This is a genomic window from Chitinophagaceae bacterium (genome assembly GCA_016713085.1).
Lineage (GTDB): Bacteria > Bacteroidota > Bacteroidia > Chitinophagales > Chitinophagaceae > Lacibacter.
In genome coordinates, this window is the sequence record JADJPV010000003.1 from 27,101 (window position 1) to 42,482 (window position 15,382).

The window sequence follows — 15,382 nt, forward strand, 5'->3', positions numbered from 1 at the left end:
CGGATGCTGGTGTTTGTGCGGGGTATAACCAACAGAAAAAGAGCAGAAGAAGAGTTCAGGCAGGCCAGCCACCGTTTTGAGATGATTGCAAAAACAACGAATGATGCGGTATGGGAATGGAAGCTGGAAACAGGAAAATTATGGTGCAATGAAACACACCAGCAATTATATGGATTAACAATGGCCGATCCTGTGCCTGCTCATTCTGTGTGGGCGCAACGGATTCATCCCGATGACCGGCAGGTTATTTTACAGAGGCAGCAGGAAACTCTTGCTTCAAGAAAAAATATTTTTATTACCGAATACCGGTTTCTTACCGGCGAAAATGTGTACAGGAATTTATACGACCGTTGCTATATTATACGGAATAATGAAGGAAAAGCAACAGGTATGATGGGAAGCATGATGGATATTACCGAACGGAAAACAGCAGAGGATGCGCTGCGTGTAAGTGAAGAAAAATACCGGCAGATTGTAGAAACAGCCCAGGAAGGAATCTGGATGATTGATGCGCAGAGCCATACTTCTTTTGTGAATAACCGTATGGCTGAAATGCTGGGTTATACCAAAGAAGAAATGCTGGGAAAACATTTGTATGCATTCATGGATGATGAAGGAAGAAATATTTCTGAAAGGAATATTGAACGCCGCAAGCAGGGAATTGCTGAAGACCACGAGTTTAAATTTATAACAAAAGAAGGAAGGGTTGTGTGGACACTGATGAGCACCAACCCGGTAATGAAAAATGGAGATTACCTGGGAGCCCTTGCGATGGTAACTGATATTACCGAACACAAGAAAATTGAAAACCAGGTATTGAAAGAAAAGGAACTGAGTGACTCTATCATCAACAGTTTGCCGGGAATCTTTTATTTGTTTGATGCCAACAGAACTTTTTTGCGCTGGAATAAAAACTTTGAAACAGTTTCGGGTTATTCGGCTGAGGAAATAAAAGAAATTCATCCCGGTCAATTTTATGATGACGAAGGCCGCCTGCTGGTGCAGCAGCATTTTGCTATTACGATGCGTGAAGGAGAATCGGCCTTTGAAGCTGATTTTGTAACAAAGGGGGGAGAAAAATTCCTTTTACTACTTCACCGGAAAGCGTGTGTTATATGAAGGCAATCCCTGCCTTATTGGAACAGGCATTGATATTGCCGAACGCAAAAGCAGAAGAAGAAGTAAAGCAAACTTCTCTGCAGATGAGGCAGCTAACAGGACATCTTCAAACCATCCGTGAAGAAGAACGGAAACGGATTGGCCGTGAAATTCATGATGAACTTGGTCAGCAGTTGACTGCTATTAAAATGGATGTGGCATGGATCAATAAAAAAACACCCAATGAAGCAGGACTGATTAAAACGAAATTAGGCAACATCATCACCCTGCTTGATGGAAGTAATTTATCGATCCGTAAAATATTAAACGAGCTGAGGGTTGGTGTGCTGGATGATTACGGATTGATTGATGCGCTTGAATGGCAGGAAACCAGTTTACTGAAAAATACAGGTATTCCGATTTTTTTCCACAGTAATGAAACGGTTTTAAAAGTGGAAGAGCCTCTTGCCACCTGTATGTTCCGGGTTTTCCAGGAATCGTTAACGAATATTACAAGGTATGCTGAAGCGAAAGAGTCTTCAGCTCACTGAATACCGAAGATGACCGGCTGATTTTGGAAATAGAAGACGACGGAAAAGGTTTTTATCCGCATATGCCTTACAGCAAACAATCATTTGGTATCTTGGGTATGCAGGAACGGGTGTCGTCGGTTAACGGAACATTTCAACTAGTATCTTCTCCCGGTAAGGGAAAAAATCACCATCACTGTGCCATATAAGACCTAAACTTATGAACCGAATTATATTAGCCGATGATCATAGTTTTGTGCGTTTGGGGGTTGATCCAGATATTGAAAGATGAATATCCTTCAGCCATAATACATGAAGTGGCCGATGGAGAATCATTGGTAAAAGAAGTTACACAGCAGGATTGGGACCTTGTTATTTCCGACTTAGATATGCCGGGCCGCAGTGGACTGGAAGCATTGCAGCAGATAAAACTCATTAAGCCCGACCTGCCTGTTTTAATTCTCAGCATTTACCCGGAAGACCTGTATGCTGTGAGGGCATTAAAAGCCGGAGCTTCGGGCTATCTCAACAAAAATGCTGCTCCTTATGAACTGATCAAAGCCATTCAGCGGATTGCCATGGGCAAAAAATATATTACCAACGAAATTGCAGAACGGTTACTGGCGCAGAAAACAGATAAACAGCCGCATGAATTACTGTCGAACCGTGAATTTGAAATCTTTAAACTTCTCGCCATTGGCAAATCCATTTCGCAGATAGCTGAATCGCTTTCTTTAGCTTCCACCACCATCAGCACCAACCGCAGCAGAATTATGGAAAAGCTCCATCTTTCAAGCAATGCCGAACTTGCCCGCTATGCCATTACCCACCAGATTATTTCTGATATTGACCTGTAACTGCAAACCTCCTCTAAACAGCAGTATGCACTTGATCTTATTGTAGCCAAACAACTACACGCCGAACTGTGATCCTTCTATCTATATATTCAATTCTTCACTATTTTTTAATTCATTGATTTAAAAGTGCTTTGCAGTAAGAAAACTACCTTATGGTTATCACGATTCTTGGCAGCTCAAAGCATATCAGCAACCGGATTGTTGAGCTGATTGATGAAACCAATAAAGGTGTTTCCTTTCACAACTGTTTTACATATGCCGAAGCGATTGACTGCCTGAGCAAACAGAAAACAGATGTAGTGTTACTTGATTTTGATTTTGAAGGAAACAAGGCATTTGATCTGCTGAAAAAAATCCGGGAGTATTCAGCTGAAACAGTGGTGATGGTTTTGTTCAATTTGGCAAGCGATTTCAGCATGAAGCAGTTGAGAGACAGTGGGGCTGATTACTTATTTGATAAATACAATGACTTTGAAAAAATAGCACCCGTTATCAACGCTATCAATAAACGGGCAACGAATAAAATCCTGTGATAAAACGAAACAAGCATATACAGTTGAAGAGTAAAGTGGGGTTGGATTAGCAGTAAAAGGATTTCCTCTGTATATGCTGTTTTTTTCACTTTTGCTGCCGGGTGCAGCTATCTACCATTTAATCACAAAAAACAACTGGCTTAAGAAAGAATACAGCAAACAGGAGGTGTATGTACAGCAGAAAGATGCATTTGAAAAGCTTGGCCTGTATACGAAGACGGTTGAAAGTAACAGCCGTGGGTATGCACTTACCGGTAATGAACAATTTCTCCGCAATTTTAATATTCTCTTTGATTCCATCAACAGTGTCGGTTTGCAGATTAAGGCTTCGGCAATAACTGATGAAACAATTGCTTTTTCCTATGCAAACTCGACAGCTTTATTGATGAGAAGATTCGGTTTCTTCAAAAGTAAATACCCTCACAGCACAGAACAGGGATTCAGCTCTATTATTCTTTTCCGGCACAGAGGGCTTCAACTTATCTGATTCCATCAGCATATACAGCGGGGTAATCTTTCAGGAAGTTCAATCAACAGATCAGTGAATCAAAGACCAGCTTTTTGGCAGGTAAAGGATACCAACAACAAAATTGCTTACAGCAGTCTTGCTGCTGCTCTTTTACTGATTGTTGTTTCGTTTTATTTGTTGCTGCGTGAAAACATCCGCACCAAAGGGATCAGCAAAGAGCTGGAAATGCAGAAAGAAAGATACCGTACCACGCTGAGCAGTATGGCAGAAGGGGTGATTACAACTGATAAGGATGGCGGAATTGTTTACATGAATCCTGCTGCAGAACAGATTACCGGCTGGAATAAACAGGAAGCAGAAAACAGACCGCTTCAACAGGTATATGACGTATCGGTTGAATCAACCGGGTTGTCTGTTACAAACATTGTAAGCCGCATTTTAAAAGAAGGCGTACCAATAGAACTGGAAAATAATACAGGGAAGGTTTATTGATGTAAACAGCAGCGGCTGTGCTATGATGGGGTACACAAAAGAAGAAGTTCTTCATCTGAATTTAAGTGATATCACACCACTGGAATATATTAACAAGATGCCCATCAATATGAATGACCTGATGAGCGGGAAAATATTGCTGGTTGAGAGACAATACCAGCGTAAAGACGGCACAAGATTTTATGCAGAAGCGAGTGCGAAGCTGATTGCAGGCGGAAAGATACAGTCGATTGTGAGAGATATTACACAGCGCAAAAAAGCAGAGGAAGAACTGAAACAAAGTGAAGAAAGATACCGGTTATTTATTGAGCAGGCAACGGATGGTGTTCTTGTTTATTCGTATGACGGAACCATTCATGATTTTAATACAGCCGCCTATAAACAAACAGGTTATACTAGAGAAGAATTTAGGAACACTGAAACTGCAGGATCTTCTTTTTGATGAACCCGTTATTGTTAACTCAGAAGTGGTGGCAAGAGTAAAAGCAGGTGAACAGGTTTTATTTACCAGGAAGTTGAAACGAAAAGACGGGGCAGTTGCAGAAATAGAAATCAATTCGAGAATGCTGAGTGATGGCCGTGTTCTTGCTTTTGTACGTGACATTACCGAACGGAAAAAAGCAGAAGTACAAATCAGGAATATTTCAGAACGTCTTTCATTAGCAACCCGTTCAGCTAAGATTGGCATCTGGGAAAGAGATTTGGTTCTTCAGCAACTGCTATGGGACGACAGGATGTATGAACTGTACGAAAAAGATTCAGCCTTACCCGGCGCGGTGTAAACAGGGATATTACCGATCGTAAAATGGCCGGATTGCATTTAGCAGAATCGGAAAGAAAGCTCCGTCATGTTTTGTCGAGTTCATCAGATAGTTTTTATGTACTGGATAAAAATTATACAGTAACCCTGATCAATAAATCTGCATCAGCCAATCTTGAAAAAGCCTGGGGAAAACCTGTAACTGTAGGTACAAATATTCTTCCGCTGATTCCGGATGAGCAGGATGAACCTGTAAGAGAAACCCTGGCAAAGGTATTTGCCGGCGAAAAGGTTGAATACGAGCTGCAGCTTTCTATTGCCGGTTTGCCTGAATGGGTGCTGGTAAATTATATGCCGGTAAAAGATGGAAAAGGAGTTATTACCGGAGCCTATATTTCAACGAAGGATATTACCGAAAAGAAACAATCGGAAATAAATTTACAGAAAGCCCTTAACCGTTATAATATTCTTGCCAAAGCAACCAGTGATACCGTTTGGGATTGGGATATGCATACACAAATGATGCGTTACAATGAAGGCATCACTACCATGTTTGGTTATGAAAAATCAGTAGTGGAAAATATTCCTGACTGGTGGAAACAGAATATACATCCGGATGATCTTGGAACTGTATCTGAATTACTGAATGAAGTTTTTCTCACAAACAAACAAAACATTCAGCTTGATTACCGTTACCGTTGTGCTGATGGCGGCTATAAATATATTTTTGACCGTGCTTTTGTGTTATACGATGACAGGGGCAAACCAAGCCGCATCATCGGTGCTATGCAGGATGTTACGTATGAAAAAGAAGAAGAAATCCGTATTTCAAAAGCTATTGTAGATGCACAGGAATCAGAAAGGCAACAGCTTGGTATGGAGCTGCACGATAATGTAAACCAGATATTATCGGTATCGCTATTATACCTGGGTATTGCCAGGCAGCATCAAAAAAATGAAACGGTATTTGCTGAAACCCTCGACACCTGTAAAAAACATATATCGGATGCAATTGATGAAATACGGAAGCTGAGCCATCAGCTTACGCCAGCTTCAAAAGATAATCTTTCATTTAAAGATGTGTTTCAGTCACTGATTGAATCTTTAACCTCGAATTGCAGCATAGCTGTTCATCTTCATTTTGATGATTTTGAACAGGAACGGGTGGGTATTGAAATCCAGACCGCTTTGTACCGGATTTTGCAGGAGCAGATGAATAATATTTTTAAGCATGCTGCCGCAGATACTGTTGAAATAGATGTGATGGTCATTGAGAATACAATCAGTTTGCGCATTGCTGATAATGGAAAAGGGTTCGACACAAAATCGGTAAGCAAGGGAATTGGTCTGGGAAATATCAAACGCAGGGCGGAAATGAATGGCGGAAAATTCAGCTGTTATTCAATCCCCGGGCATGGGTGTGAGGTTACGGTCAGTATCCCTCTTTAAGATTCAAGTAAATATTTATTAATAATGCTCCGTTAATTGCGGTTTTTTTTATTTATACAACAAAAACGGTTTCATCTTCTGTTCCCATTCGGTTGCAATATTTGTTTCAATATAATTTCCCTGTTTCAGTTTTGTAAATGCATGTTGAACGCCCAGCAGTTTATCTAAATGAGCAATGCCGGTTGGATTTGCATTGGTGGTATATAATCGCTCTTCAACAAAATCAGGGTGAAGCTGAATAATTGCCTGCACTAAAGCTATTCCGGTTTTCACCGCTGAAACTATTTTGCCTCGGTGATATGCAGTTGCAACCCGTTACAGGTTTTACCGGCATACATTCCTGCAGCAGGTTTATATATACATGTTGTAAACGCAATACCCGGAAGTTGCAACTGCTCCATTGAATGTTTAAGCTCTTCATTTTTCATCCAGGGCGCTCCGCAGATTTGAAAAGGCAGTTCTGTTCCTCTCCCTTCATTTATATTAATTCCTTCAAGCAATCCAGTGCCAGGATAAAGCAGAGCGGTCTCAATTTGCTGTATGGCAGGAGAGGTTGGCGTAAAGAAAAAATCTGCCACAGCTGTTTCTGTTCGTTTGTAATACTGCGTTTTTATAACTTCAATATTTAATGCGCTGATTTTTGTTGCGGCAAAGTATAAAGCAGGATTCGCCCAATGTGCAACTGTGTTTGACTGGAATATTCCATCTGCCGATAAAGGATGAACAGGTTTGTTCATCAAGAAAAGGTCCTTCTGTTTTTGAAAGTTCTGCACCAATGGGATTCGGTCTGTCTAATACAACAAATGGTTTTTGATTGGCTGCACATGCTTCCATTACATGTGTCATGGTCCAGAGATAGGTATAAAAACGGCAGCCAACATCTGGTATATCAAACAATACCAAATCAACATCCTGAAAGTCTTCTGCTGTTGGCGCTAACCTGTTTCCATATAAACTGACGACGGGCAACTCGTTACTGTATCGGTAATATTTTGCTGAAAAGCGCCATCATCACCCATAGTTGTAATACCATGCTCCGGTGAAAAGATGATTGTGATGTTAAAGCCGTTCTTCAATAAAGTAACACGGCTCAACTCGCCCGTTGATGTGGTGGCAGCATTGTTGGTAACAAATGCAATGCGTTTGTGTTTATATACAGCAGTTTGCTGCAGTAAAACATCGATACCGTATTGAAGTGGAAGCTTCATTGCTGCACAAATGTAAGTGCTGAAGGTGTTCTCAGTTCTGCTGTTTGTTTTTATCGGTTGCTTCGGACGCTTCTTTTATCTTCTTCATCGGCCCCTCTTCATCAAGTCCGCCCTCTTTTTTCCACGGCCCAACCGCACAAGTGGTTTTTCCTGCGTACCTGTAACGGTTAACGGAATACCGAGGATACCAAAGGGTGGCAAACCAAGACGAACTTTTAAATTCAAACGCCCATCGAAACCAATCTGCCCTTCAAAACGAGGACGGAAGCCCGCCACCCGGAGCTTAACCTTCTGCAGGTTAATGATGTTATTGGCAATGGTTGTTTTTAATTCAATGGTTTGTTTGGAGAGATCAGGATTATCAACTGCGTCCTTCCCTGTTTTTTTACTGATTGCGCTGAATAATTTATAACCGCTGATGTTTGCGTTTTTAATACTTACCGTGCCGCCCCCCTTTAAACTTTTTGTTACAGGATATAAACTGTCGTTGAGCATTCCGTTTAATGTATAATCAATGGAAACCTGTCCTTTTACTTTTGCTGCACTGGTAAGCATTTCACGGAAGAGCTGTATTTCTTTGTATGCTTTCTGTATGTCGAATTCTTTTGCATTGATATGATAACTGAACAATGCCTGCATGTTGTTAACGGGAGCATAAGTTGCCTCATGTTCACCGGTGCACCAACTATTGTAAACGCTGATTTGCTGATTTTAAGGTTGCCGTTTTTTATACCAGCATCTGCAATCCAGTTATGAATAGTTAAACCGTTATAATCAACTTTATCAACAGCAGCATGAAACTGAAAATCTAAATTGGCAGGAATGATGATTACTCCGGTTGCTGTTTCAGCAGGAGTTGTATTTGCTTTTTTGCGGATGTGTTTGCTGCAGTGCTGTCTGTTGTACTCATGAATTCTGTATGAGAATTTGCTTACCTGTTAAAGACAGGTCTCCCTGCAGAGGAGCATCCTTCTTCATGATATAATTAATGATGTTGCCGAATGTTCCTTTGAGAGAAACAGTGTTGCTGAGATACATGCATCACAAACCGATCAGCCTTTAGCTGATCGTTGTTAATATGAAAAAGACCTGAGCTGATTAAAAAACTGTTTGGGAAACAGGGTGTACGGAGGTTGACCTGCCTGATCTCAATGCTTCCCTTGTTATTGAGCTGATCATAACGTCCTGCAACTGCATCAGCCTGTGTACCGCTTAATGACAGATCGGTTTTTTAATAAATCCATTTATATCATACCCCTCTATTGCAAAGAGATATAGTTTACCGATGTTGACTGCCTTTGGAACTGATGGTATAAACAAGGTTGTCGAAATTTTACATCAGCAGTCAATGTAAACGGCTGGCCTTCGAACTGAAGTGAAAGCGGTTTATTTTTTTACCTGCACTTCTGCTGGTGCCTTACCTATAATGATGTTGGATCTACATCAATATCCGTGATGGGTTGTGGATAGTAATTTGTTTGAAGAACTCCTTTCTTCCACTGAACTGCGGCGTTCATCAATGGATACTGATTCTGTGCCGGGTTATGGATTCCGATGAAATTTGCCTGCAACTGCAAAAACCTTTACATCTATTCCTGCTGTTTTCGCAGGTCAAGAATCTTTGCCCATTTTCAACATCAGCCGCCACCTGCACCGATCCTTTGATGGATGGTTTGCTCAATCCTTTTGTTTCAAAAGATGCCTTTACATAATCTTTACCAAGCCAGGCGTTCAATGTATCAGCACCTATGATCATTTTTCCTTGTATTCAGTTCGGTAATACAAAATGAAAGTTCAGATACAGATCTAGGATTTTTTCTTTCACCGCTGTTGTAGCAAAAGAACCTTTTGCTCACTTTCACATTGAAGTTAGATCGGGCATGCGGTTTTCACTGCAATAAAATCGCCTTTCAGAGATGCGCCCATTTCAATTTTACCGCCCACATCTGTTTTATCGAGCCATGTTGCAGAGCCGGGGCAAAGCAGTAAAACAGGTTTTCAAATTCTGTTGATGGAGTTTTTGCATTGAAGTCCATCCGGTAACCATTTTCAAGAAATAGGAAATGTTCCGGTATGCAACGGGCAGTTTATTAATCATCAAATCATTTCTTCTGAAATCAAGTTTCAAGCGAATGAGTGTTGATTCTTGTGCGCAGTTTTGCATTCAGTTTTTATCGGTAAGGTACTGCTCTCCGTCATAAACGAAGTCAACACCTTCCATCCTGATCTCTGATTTAAGATTAAACACCGCTTCACTTTCCTTTACCCGGGTAATTGAAACGGTTTGCTTTGATGAGTATGAATGGACAGGTCGTTGTATAACAGTGCGAGTCCTCGATCTGTATCCTGTCTAATTTCAATGCAGCATCAGAAGCAGCTGTCCTGTATCTGGTACCGGATGTGGTTTAGTTTCTCTTTTATAAATATTATAATTGGGTTGCCCTTCTTTACCACACAAGTACCTGTACGTTTCCACGGGTAATATAAATTTCATTGATACGGATGGCTTTAGGAACACCGTGCTGAGGTCAACTCAAGTGCAATTTCTTTTGCCGATGCAAGTGTATCTTTTCAAAAGGAGCAGAACCGGTTAAAGAAACATCATAGAGTGTTATCGTAAGCGAAGGGAAATGATTGAAGAAAGACAATCTTGCTTTGGAAAAATTCAGTTTATTTTCAATGGCATGGTTGGCCTAGTTTTTAATTTTATCTGATACAAATCCGGGGAAACAGGTAGGAATTGAAAACATAAGCACCAGTATAGTGCTCAGAGTGATGCCTTATATTTTTACCTCTGAATAATATCTTTCCTATTTTTAAACTCACTTCCTTTTTTTGAATACAGAAACGGATTGTTTTTACACGGTAAAAAAACGAGGACAATGATGGCTTCTTAGCCGCCTTATGACTCATGCACTTTAAAGCCCGTACTGCAAAGTAACTGCATTTCAACAATTCCCGTTGCGGAAAATGGCTGAGCGGAAAAAGATTACACTGAAAAAGATTATTCTTTATTCACAAACCTATAGCCCACTCCTGATTCGGTGAGCAGGTATTCAGGACGGTTGGGATCGGTTTCTATTTTGCGGCGAATCCATGCAATAAACACCCGCAGGTATTGTGATTGGTTAATAAAACTAGGCCCCATACTGCTCTTAATAAATACTGAGGGTGAGCACTTTTCCTTGTTGCGGGTAAAAACGGTGAAATTTGTACTCTTAGCAGTAAGCTTACGCTTTCATTCTTTTTTTTTCTGTTTCGCACCGCGGAATCAATTTAGGTGTTGCCCGGTTATCACCGGGTCAGTTTCTTCGGTTTTAGCACTCCGTAACGCAGAGCGGATACCGTGCGCTAAATTCACCCGTGCGGAAGGTTTGCTTAAATAATCATTGGCACCATTATCGAAAGCTTACCGATTTCCTCTTCCCTTGCTGTAACTGATAAATAATTACCGGATTTGTATACCATTGCCTCAGCTCCTGCAAAACTTCGTGTCCCCACTTTATCGGGCAATCCGATATCAAGCAAAATCAGGTCCAGGATGATTGGCACGCCTATGATCAAAAGCCTCTTTTTGCTGTGGATGCTTCCTGCAACGCTGTATTGATTTGAATGTAACAATTTCCAGCAGCCTGCGCATCTGTACTTCGCATCAATCACTAAAATTTCTGCTTTATTCATGGCTGTTGTTTCAGGGGTTGAACCTTCTGCCGGTATCTGAATGCTGAACTTTGCCGCCTGTTATTTGTTCTGTGGCTGCACTGTACCGTCAAGTGCCTCAGTAAATCCTTTTACAATAGAAAGCCCAAGACCTGTGCCGCTTCCCTATTGCATCTTTCACCGGTAAAACTTCGAAAGACATAATGCATTTCTTCTTCGGGGAATCCATTTCCATTGTCTTCTTCCTACCTTGCAGCAGCAATTGACGCTGGCGGTGAAGCTGTTACAACAATCAGGCTGTCTGCATCGGCATTCTTTCATTTTGCCGCATTCATTAATAAATTTACAGCACTTGTTCCAGTATTCCTTTCTGTTTTCACTAATGGCAGTGCAGGATTAGATTGATTTCAATACGCCGTGCAGTATATCTCTCTTCTTCCACTCTCCTGGTTACTTCATACAGCAGCTCGCCAACATCACACCAGTCTTTTTGGGTTGCAGAAATCCGTTCTATTCTTGACATGTTGAGCAGGTTTTCTACCTGCCTATTTAACCTGAAAGAAGCTTCTGGCAATTTCATCTTACCAGTTGCTTTTATTATCTGCTGTAAGGTTTTCATTTTCTGCCTGCAGATTATCGGTTACCAATGATGGCAGCAATGGGTGTTTTTAATTCATGCGATAAGGAATTAAACAGTGTATTGTACATTTCACTGCATTGATTTTTCCTTTCGTTGCTCGCCAGTTTTTCAATCTGTTTCTGTTTTATAAGTGAGCACAGCATTCACCATTAGCAACGATAAAAGACATAATCCAGCAGAATAGCATCTTCTACTGGAAGAAACTTTTATGAATGTTAGTAAATGCGGTGGTATGAAAAAAGGAAATCTGAGATAAAGGCAGATAATGCTGCAAGCAATTAATACCGAAGTGTATTCGCCAAAGGAAACAGCAATAATAGAAACAGTTACAAGCAGAACCAAAGCTGATACACGTAACCCATATAAGGTGTGAGTGCACAACAAACGGCAGCAACAAGAAGTACCAGCACAATACTGTATAAATATTGTTTCCATGGTTCTATTTTCCGCAAAGAATTCGCATATGCTGTATTCTGTTGCAAATGTAGCCTGCATAGCTATGCTTTACACAAAAACCCGTATAAAGATTTTATAAGATTTGTTCTGCTTACAACGTTATGCATGCTTTGATGAAACTCCGTTATAATTTTATCGCTTCATCATTTTCTTTTGAAATGAATCTTTCATAACAAAGTAACTGCAGCAGGATTTGATTGCTTTGACGAATTATTTTCGGTGACATTGGAACATCTCCTTTATACGTACTCAATGCAATTACGAATGGAAAACTGGTTACAGAAGAACTGATTATCGGCGCCCTTTCCTGTATCATCTGGACGTTGACGCTGCAGACAACGGGTTAAGTATGTTATCCCACCTTGCGTGCAGACATAAAGGAGAGGGGTGGAATTCCTACTCTTCTCACTGGTGCGAAGAAGAAAAGTGGCGCTGGTGATTCCTGCTATGGCAGGTGGTGCAGCAATGGCTTGCTGATGGAATGATTACTCCGCCCATTTCTGTAACATCAACCATTGAAGGCCTGAAACAGTACACGCATTTGCAAGTATCAGTCAGCAAACAATTATCTACATTGTTATCGGCATTCTTTTCTGTTTTATTTTTTGTGCAGCAGTTTGGTACAGAATTTATTGGCCGTTTCTTTGGTCCCATTAGCTCACCTGGTTTCTGATGCTGGCAGTACTGGGATTATTTCAGCTCTTTGACGAACCGGCTGTGTTGAAAGCCTTTAATCCTTACTATGCCATTAAATTGCTCAGCACTTATCCTAAGGGGTTTTATATTTTGGGGGCAAGTATTCTCTGCACAACAGGAGCAGAGGCTTTGTATTCAGATCTTGGTCATTGCGGTAAGTGGAATATCCGTTACTCCTGGATAGGTAAAACCTGTTTGGTTCCTAAACCACTTGGGCCAGAGGCATGGCTGCTCCATCATTACAATGGGGTAATCATCACATCAGGAATTAATTGAAAAAGGATTCAATCCGTTTTACGGCATCATGCCTTTCCTGGTTTTTATATTGCGGTTGGTAACGCAACCGCTGCAACCATCATTGCCAGTCAGGGCATTAATTTCCGGATCGTTTACCTTGGTGAGCGAGGCTATGCGTTTTGAACCTCTCTACAAAGATGAAAATCAATTATCCTACCGAAACAAAAGGCCAGTTGTTTTTACCAGCCGTTAACCTCTTACTGTTTGTTGGAAGAAGTTGGCATAACCCTCCTATTTTAAAAGCAACCAATATATGGAAGCAGCTTATGGTCTGGCCATCACTGCCACCATGATTGCAACTTCCATTTTATTTACAATTACCTTGTGCTGCACCGCTGGCTCCGTTTTGGGTTTAGGTACCTGGCCGTATATCTTACAATTTGAGATCAGTTTTTTTATCGCCAACCTTGATAATTTCCTCACGGTGGTTATGTTACCCTTCTTGTTGGTGGGTTACTGTTTGTTGTTATGTATACCTGGTACAGGGCAAGAAAAATTAAAAACTGCTATGTTGAATTTGTAAGGCTGGATGATTATGTTCTCAAGATTCAGGAATTGAGTAACGACTCAAGTATTCCGAAATATAATACACACCTGGTGGTCCCACAAGTGCCAACATTCTAAAAGAGATTGAACACAAAGTGATTTACTCCATGTTAAACCGTATGCCTTAAAGAGCTGATATCTATTGGCTGGTGCATGTTGATACAATGGATGATCCATATACAAAAAGAGTATGAAGTAACACATATAATTCCCAATGAAATCATACGTGTAGATTTCAGATTAGGCTTCCGGGTACAACCCCGTATACATCAGTTGTTTAGAAAAGTTGTATGAAGAGCTAGTTGCTAATAAAGAGGTGAATGTAACAAGCCGCTGAAAGTTTGAAGAGAAACCATGTAACAGGTAAACTTTTCTTTTTATTGTGATGGAAAAAATTTTAAGCCAGGACAATGAACTTCCGTTGTTTGAAGAAGGCTGATTTGCGGTTCCTTTTTATATTAAAGGAAATAAGTCTTTCGGAAGAGAAAGCTTTCGGTCTTGATACCAGCAATGTAATTGTAGAAAAATTTCCGTTGATTGTTTCCCAGGCAACAGGTTTTAAAACTGTGACGTTTAGAAAATTAGTTTTATCTATATCTGGTGATGATGATTTTTCTCATCATCATTCAAACTTTCTAAGCGGGGAAAGAGTCCATCATTTTTCCTTTTTAATTGCATTCCCAAATTATGAAATCACCATTCCACCCTTTTTCTTCAATGCTTTTACCTTTTGTCATTGGCTTTGTTGGTATTGATTTACTTGTTACCATTCTGTTCTTATTTTAAAGGATGGTAAAATATTTACAATTTGTATGACCATGCCAGAAACATCCATGAATAGAGATATTGGTTTTGTATTTTGTAATACGATATCAGGTTTACCAGGCAGGTTTTCTTGTGCAAGGAATAACGAAAACCATTGGCATGCGGGAATTTTCTCACCAACTTTTAAAGGGCTTTGTGTTGTGCTAAGCTTTATCTGCTATGTTGTAACGACGCTGTTCAATGTGCCAACTCTGCCACAGTATGAAGATCCCGCATGCCGGGTTTTGTTAAACTGTTTTACATAGTACTCCGCTCATCAATTCACTTTGATCAATCATTACTTTTGTCGGTAAAAAGACCAGCGCCTCTTTTTAGTAGAAACAAGTTTATCCGGGCTGCAGTTTGCTGTTGTATAACCGATCCAACTCCCAAATTGTCCAGTAATAAGAATTAAGATTTGTGCTTGTGATAGGTTTGTAATTGAAGGTATTTACTCATTAAAAACCTTATTGTTGCTGAAACAACAACTTTGAAAATGGATCTATTTTACGAAGCTAGCATGCTGCTTGTGTTTACCGGAATGGCACAACAAGACAAAATCACCCGCCTGGCTGCTAAAGATAGTTTATTGGATAGTGGAAAGCAATCTGCCCGCCCTTAAAGAACCATATTGTCACGCTTCTGCACCCTTGGTAATGTGCTGATCTACTCAGAAAGAATGTGTGATGAAAACTGAATATCGATAAGTGTAAAGTAAATGTGAAATTGAAGCAGGTACTTGAGCTGGCTGTTACAGCATGGAAAAAAAATAAATATCCGGAAGCAGATAAAGATTACCTGGCAGTTCTTCTGGAAATAGCCCAGGATGTTAATTACAATCCCCGGTTCTTTTAATGACCGGGTTTTTTTTTTCGATGAAGGATTTT

At 40.4% G+C, this 15,382-nt stretch carries 18 protein-coding genes and 3 pseudogenes; 11 read left to right on the plus strand and 10 right to left on the minus strand.

Annotated features, from left to right (window positions below; genetic code table 11):
- Positions 1-3 precede the first annotated feature (3 nt).
- The 9 genes and pseudogenes from IPK31_20560 to IPK31_20600 all read left to right on the plus strand — a co-directional run bounded on the left by IPK31_20560 (position 4) and on the right by IPK31_20600 (position 6,188).
- Entirely contained in the window at positions 4-1,119 is a 1,116-nt protein-coding gene (locus tag IPK31_20560; GenBank protein MBK8090113.1) for a PAS domain S-box protein, read from the plus strand.
- Positions 1,116-1,649 carry a hypothetical protein gene (locus IPK31_20565; protein ID MBK8090114.1) on the plus strand — a complete coding sequence of 178 codons (534 nt, stop codon included), beginning with the start codon at positions 1,116-1,118 and terminating at the stop codon, positions 1,647-1,649. The genes IPK31_20560 and IPK31_20565 overlap by 4 nt, the downstream gene beginning before the upstream one ends.
- A gap of 199 nt (positions 1,650-1,848) precedes the next feature.
- Positions 1,849-2,485: pseudogene (locus IPK31_20570) on the plus strand (response regulator transcription factor).
- A gap of 152 nt (positions 2,486-2,637) precedes the next feature.
- Positions 2,638-3,018, plus strand: coding sequence for a response regulator (locus IPK31_20575; GenBank protein MBK8090115.1), 381 nt, complete (start codon positions 2,638-2,640; stop codon positions 3,016-3,018).
- Between the two features lie 73 nt (positions 3,019-3,091).
- Positions 3,092-3,505 (plus strand): hypothetical protein, encoded by a 414-nt coding sequence (locus IPK31_20580; GenBank protein MBK8090116.1) that lies wholly within the window; start codon positions 3,092-3,094, stop codon positions 3,503-3,505.
- 54 nt (positions 3,506-3,559) lie between these two features.
- The gene (locus tag IPK31_20585) at positions 3,560-3,979 is read left to right on the plus strand and encodes a PAS domain-containing protein (protein MBK8090117.1); all 420 of its coding nucleotides are present in this window, start codon (positions 3,560-3,562) and stop codon (positions 3,977-3,979) included.
- A gap of 22 nt (positions 3,980-4,001) precedes the next feature.
- A complete protein-coding gene (locus IPK31_20590; GenBank protein ID MBK8090118.1) occupies positions 4,002-4,421 on the plus strand; it encodes a PAS domain S-box protein in 420 nt (139 codons plus the stop codon).
- Between the two features lie 28 nt (positions 4,422-4,449).
- Positions 4,450-4,761: a PAS domain S-box protein gene (locus IPK31_20595; protein MBK8090119.1), complete on the plus strand. Its 312-nt coding sequence runs from the start codon at positions 4,450-4,452 to the stop codon at positions 4,759-4,761.
- A gap of 32 nt (positions 4,762-4,793) precedes the next feature.
- Positions 4,794-6,188 carry a PAS domain-containing protein gene (locus tag IPK31_20600; GenBank protein ID MBK8090120.1) on the plus strand — a complete coding sequence of 465 codons (1,395 nt, stop codon included), beginning with the start codon at positions 4,794-4,796 and terminating at the stop codon, positions 6,186-6,188.
- 48 nt (positions 6,189-6,236) lie between these two features.
- On the opposite strand, the gene IPK31_20605 is transcribed toward IPK31_20600, so the two are convergent.
- The 5 genes from IPK31_20605 to IPK31_20625 form a co-directional block, all read right to left on the minus strand.
- Positions 6,237-6,461, minus strand: coding sequence for a hypothetical protein (locus tag IPK31_20605; protein ID MBK8090121.1), 225 nt, complete (start codon positions 6,459-6,461; stop codon positions 6,237-6,239).
- A gap of 8 nt (positions 6,462-6,469) precedes the next feature.
- Positions 6,470-6,925, minus strand: coding sequence for a DUF1343 domain-containing protein (locus IPK31_20610; GenBank protein MBK8090122.1), 456 nt, complete (start codon positions 6,923-6,925; stop codon positions 6,470-6,472).
- Positions 6,807-7,157, minus strand: a complete 351-nt coding sequence (locus IPK31_20615) for a DUF1343 domain-containing protein (protein ID MBK8090123.1) — start codon at positions 7,155-7,157, stop codon at positions 6,807-6,809. The genes IPK31_20610 and IPK31_20615 overlap by 119 nt, the downstream gene beginning before the upstream one ends.
- Positions 7,124-7,396 carry a DUF1343 domain-containing protein gene (locus tag IPK31_20620; GenBank protein MBK8090124.1) on the minus strand — a complete coding sequence of 91 codons (273 nt, stop codon included), beginning with the start codon at positions 7,394-7,396 and terminating at the stop codon, positions 7,124-7,126. Before IPK31_20620 ends, IPK31_20615 begins: the two co-directional genes overlap by 34 nt.
- An 84-nt stretch (positions 7,397-7,480) precedes the next feature.
- Positions 7,481-8,035, minus strand: coding sequence for a hypothetical protein (locus IPK31_20625; GenBank protein ID MBK8090125.1), 555 nt, complete (start codon positions 8,033-8,035; stop codon positions 7,481-7,483).
- Positions 8,036-8,874: 839 nt separating this feature from the next.
- Between IPK31_20625 and IPK31_20630 the strand changes: the two genes are divergently transcribed.
- Entirely contained in the window at positions 8,875-9,108 is a 234-nt protein-coding gene (locus tag IPK31_20630; GenBank protein MBK8090126.1) for a hypothetical protein, read from the plus strand.
- 1,292 nt (positions 9,109-10,400) lie between these two features.
- On the opposite strand, the gene IPK31_20635 is transcribed toward IPK31_20630, so the two are convergent.
- The 4 genes from IPK31_20635 to IPK31_20650 all read right to left on the minus strand — a co-directional run bounded on the left by IPK31_20635 (position 10,401) and on the right by IPK31_20650 (position 11,839).
- Positions 10,401-10,544, minus strand: a complete 144-nt coding sequence (locus IPK31_20635) for a winged helix-turn-helix domain-containing protein (GenBank protein MBK8090127.1) — start codon at positions 10,542-10,544, stop codon at positions 10,401-10,403.
- 230 nt (positions 10,545-10,774) lie between these two features.
- Entirely contained in the window at positions 10,775-11,077 is a 303-nt protein-coding gene (locus IPK31_20640; protein ID MBK8090128.1) for a hypothetical protein, read from the minus strand.
- A gap of 358 nt (positions 11,078-11,435) precedes the next feature.
- Entirely contained in the window at positions 11,436-11,636 is a 201-nt protein-coding gene (locus tag IPK31_20645; GenBank protein ID MBK8090129.1) for a hypothetical protein, read from the minus strand.
- A 53-nt stretch (positions 11,637-11,689) separates the two neighbouring features.
- On the minus strand, positions 11,690-11,839 hold the full coding sequence (locus IPK31_20650) for a hypothetical protein (protein ID MBK8090130.1): 150 nt from the start codon (positions 11,837-11,839) through the stop codon (positions 11,690-11,692).
- Positions 11,840-12,361: 522 nt separating this feature from the next.
- Here IPK31_20650 and IPK31_20655 point away from each other — a divergent pair.
- Positions 12,362-14,446 (plus strand): annotated as a pseudogene (locus tag IPK31_20655) (KUP/HAK/KT family potassium transporter).
- A gap of 27 nt (positions 14,447-14,473) precedes the next feature.
- On the opposite strand, the pseudogene IPK31_20660 reads toward IPK31_20655, so the two are convergent.
- Positions 14,474-14,636 (minus strand): annotated as a pseudogene (locus IPK31_20660) (hypothetical protein).
- Positions 14,637-15,382: the final 746 nt, after the last annotated feature.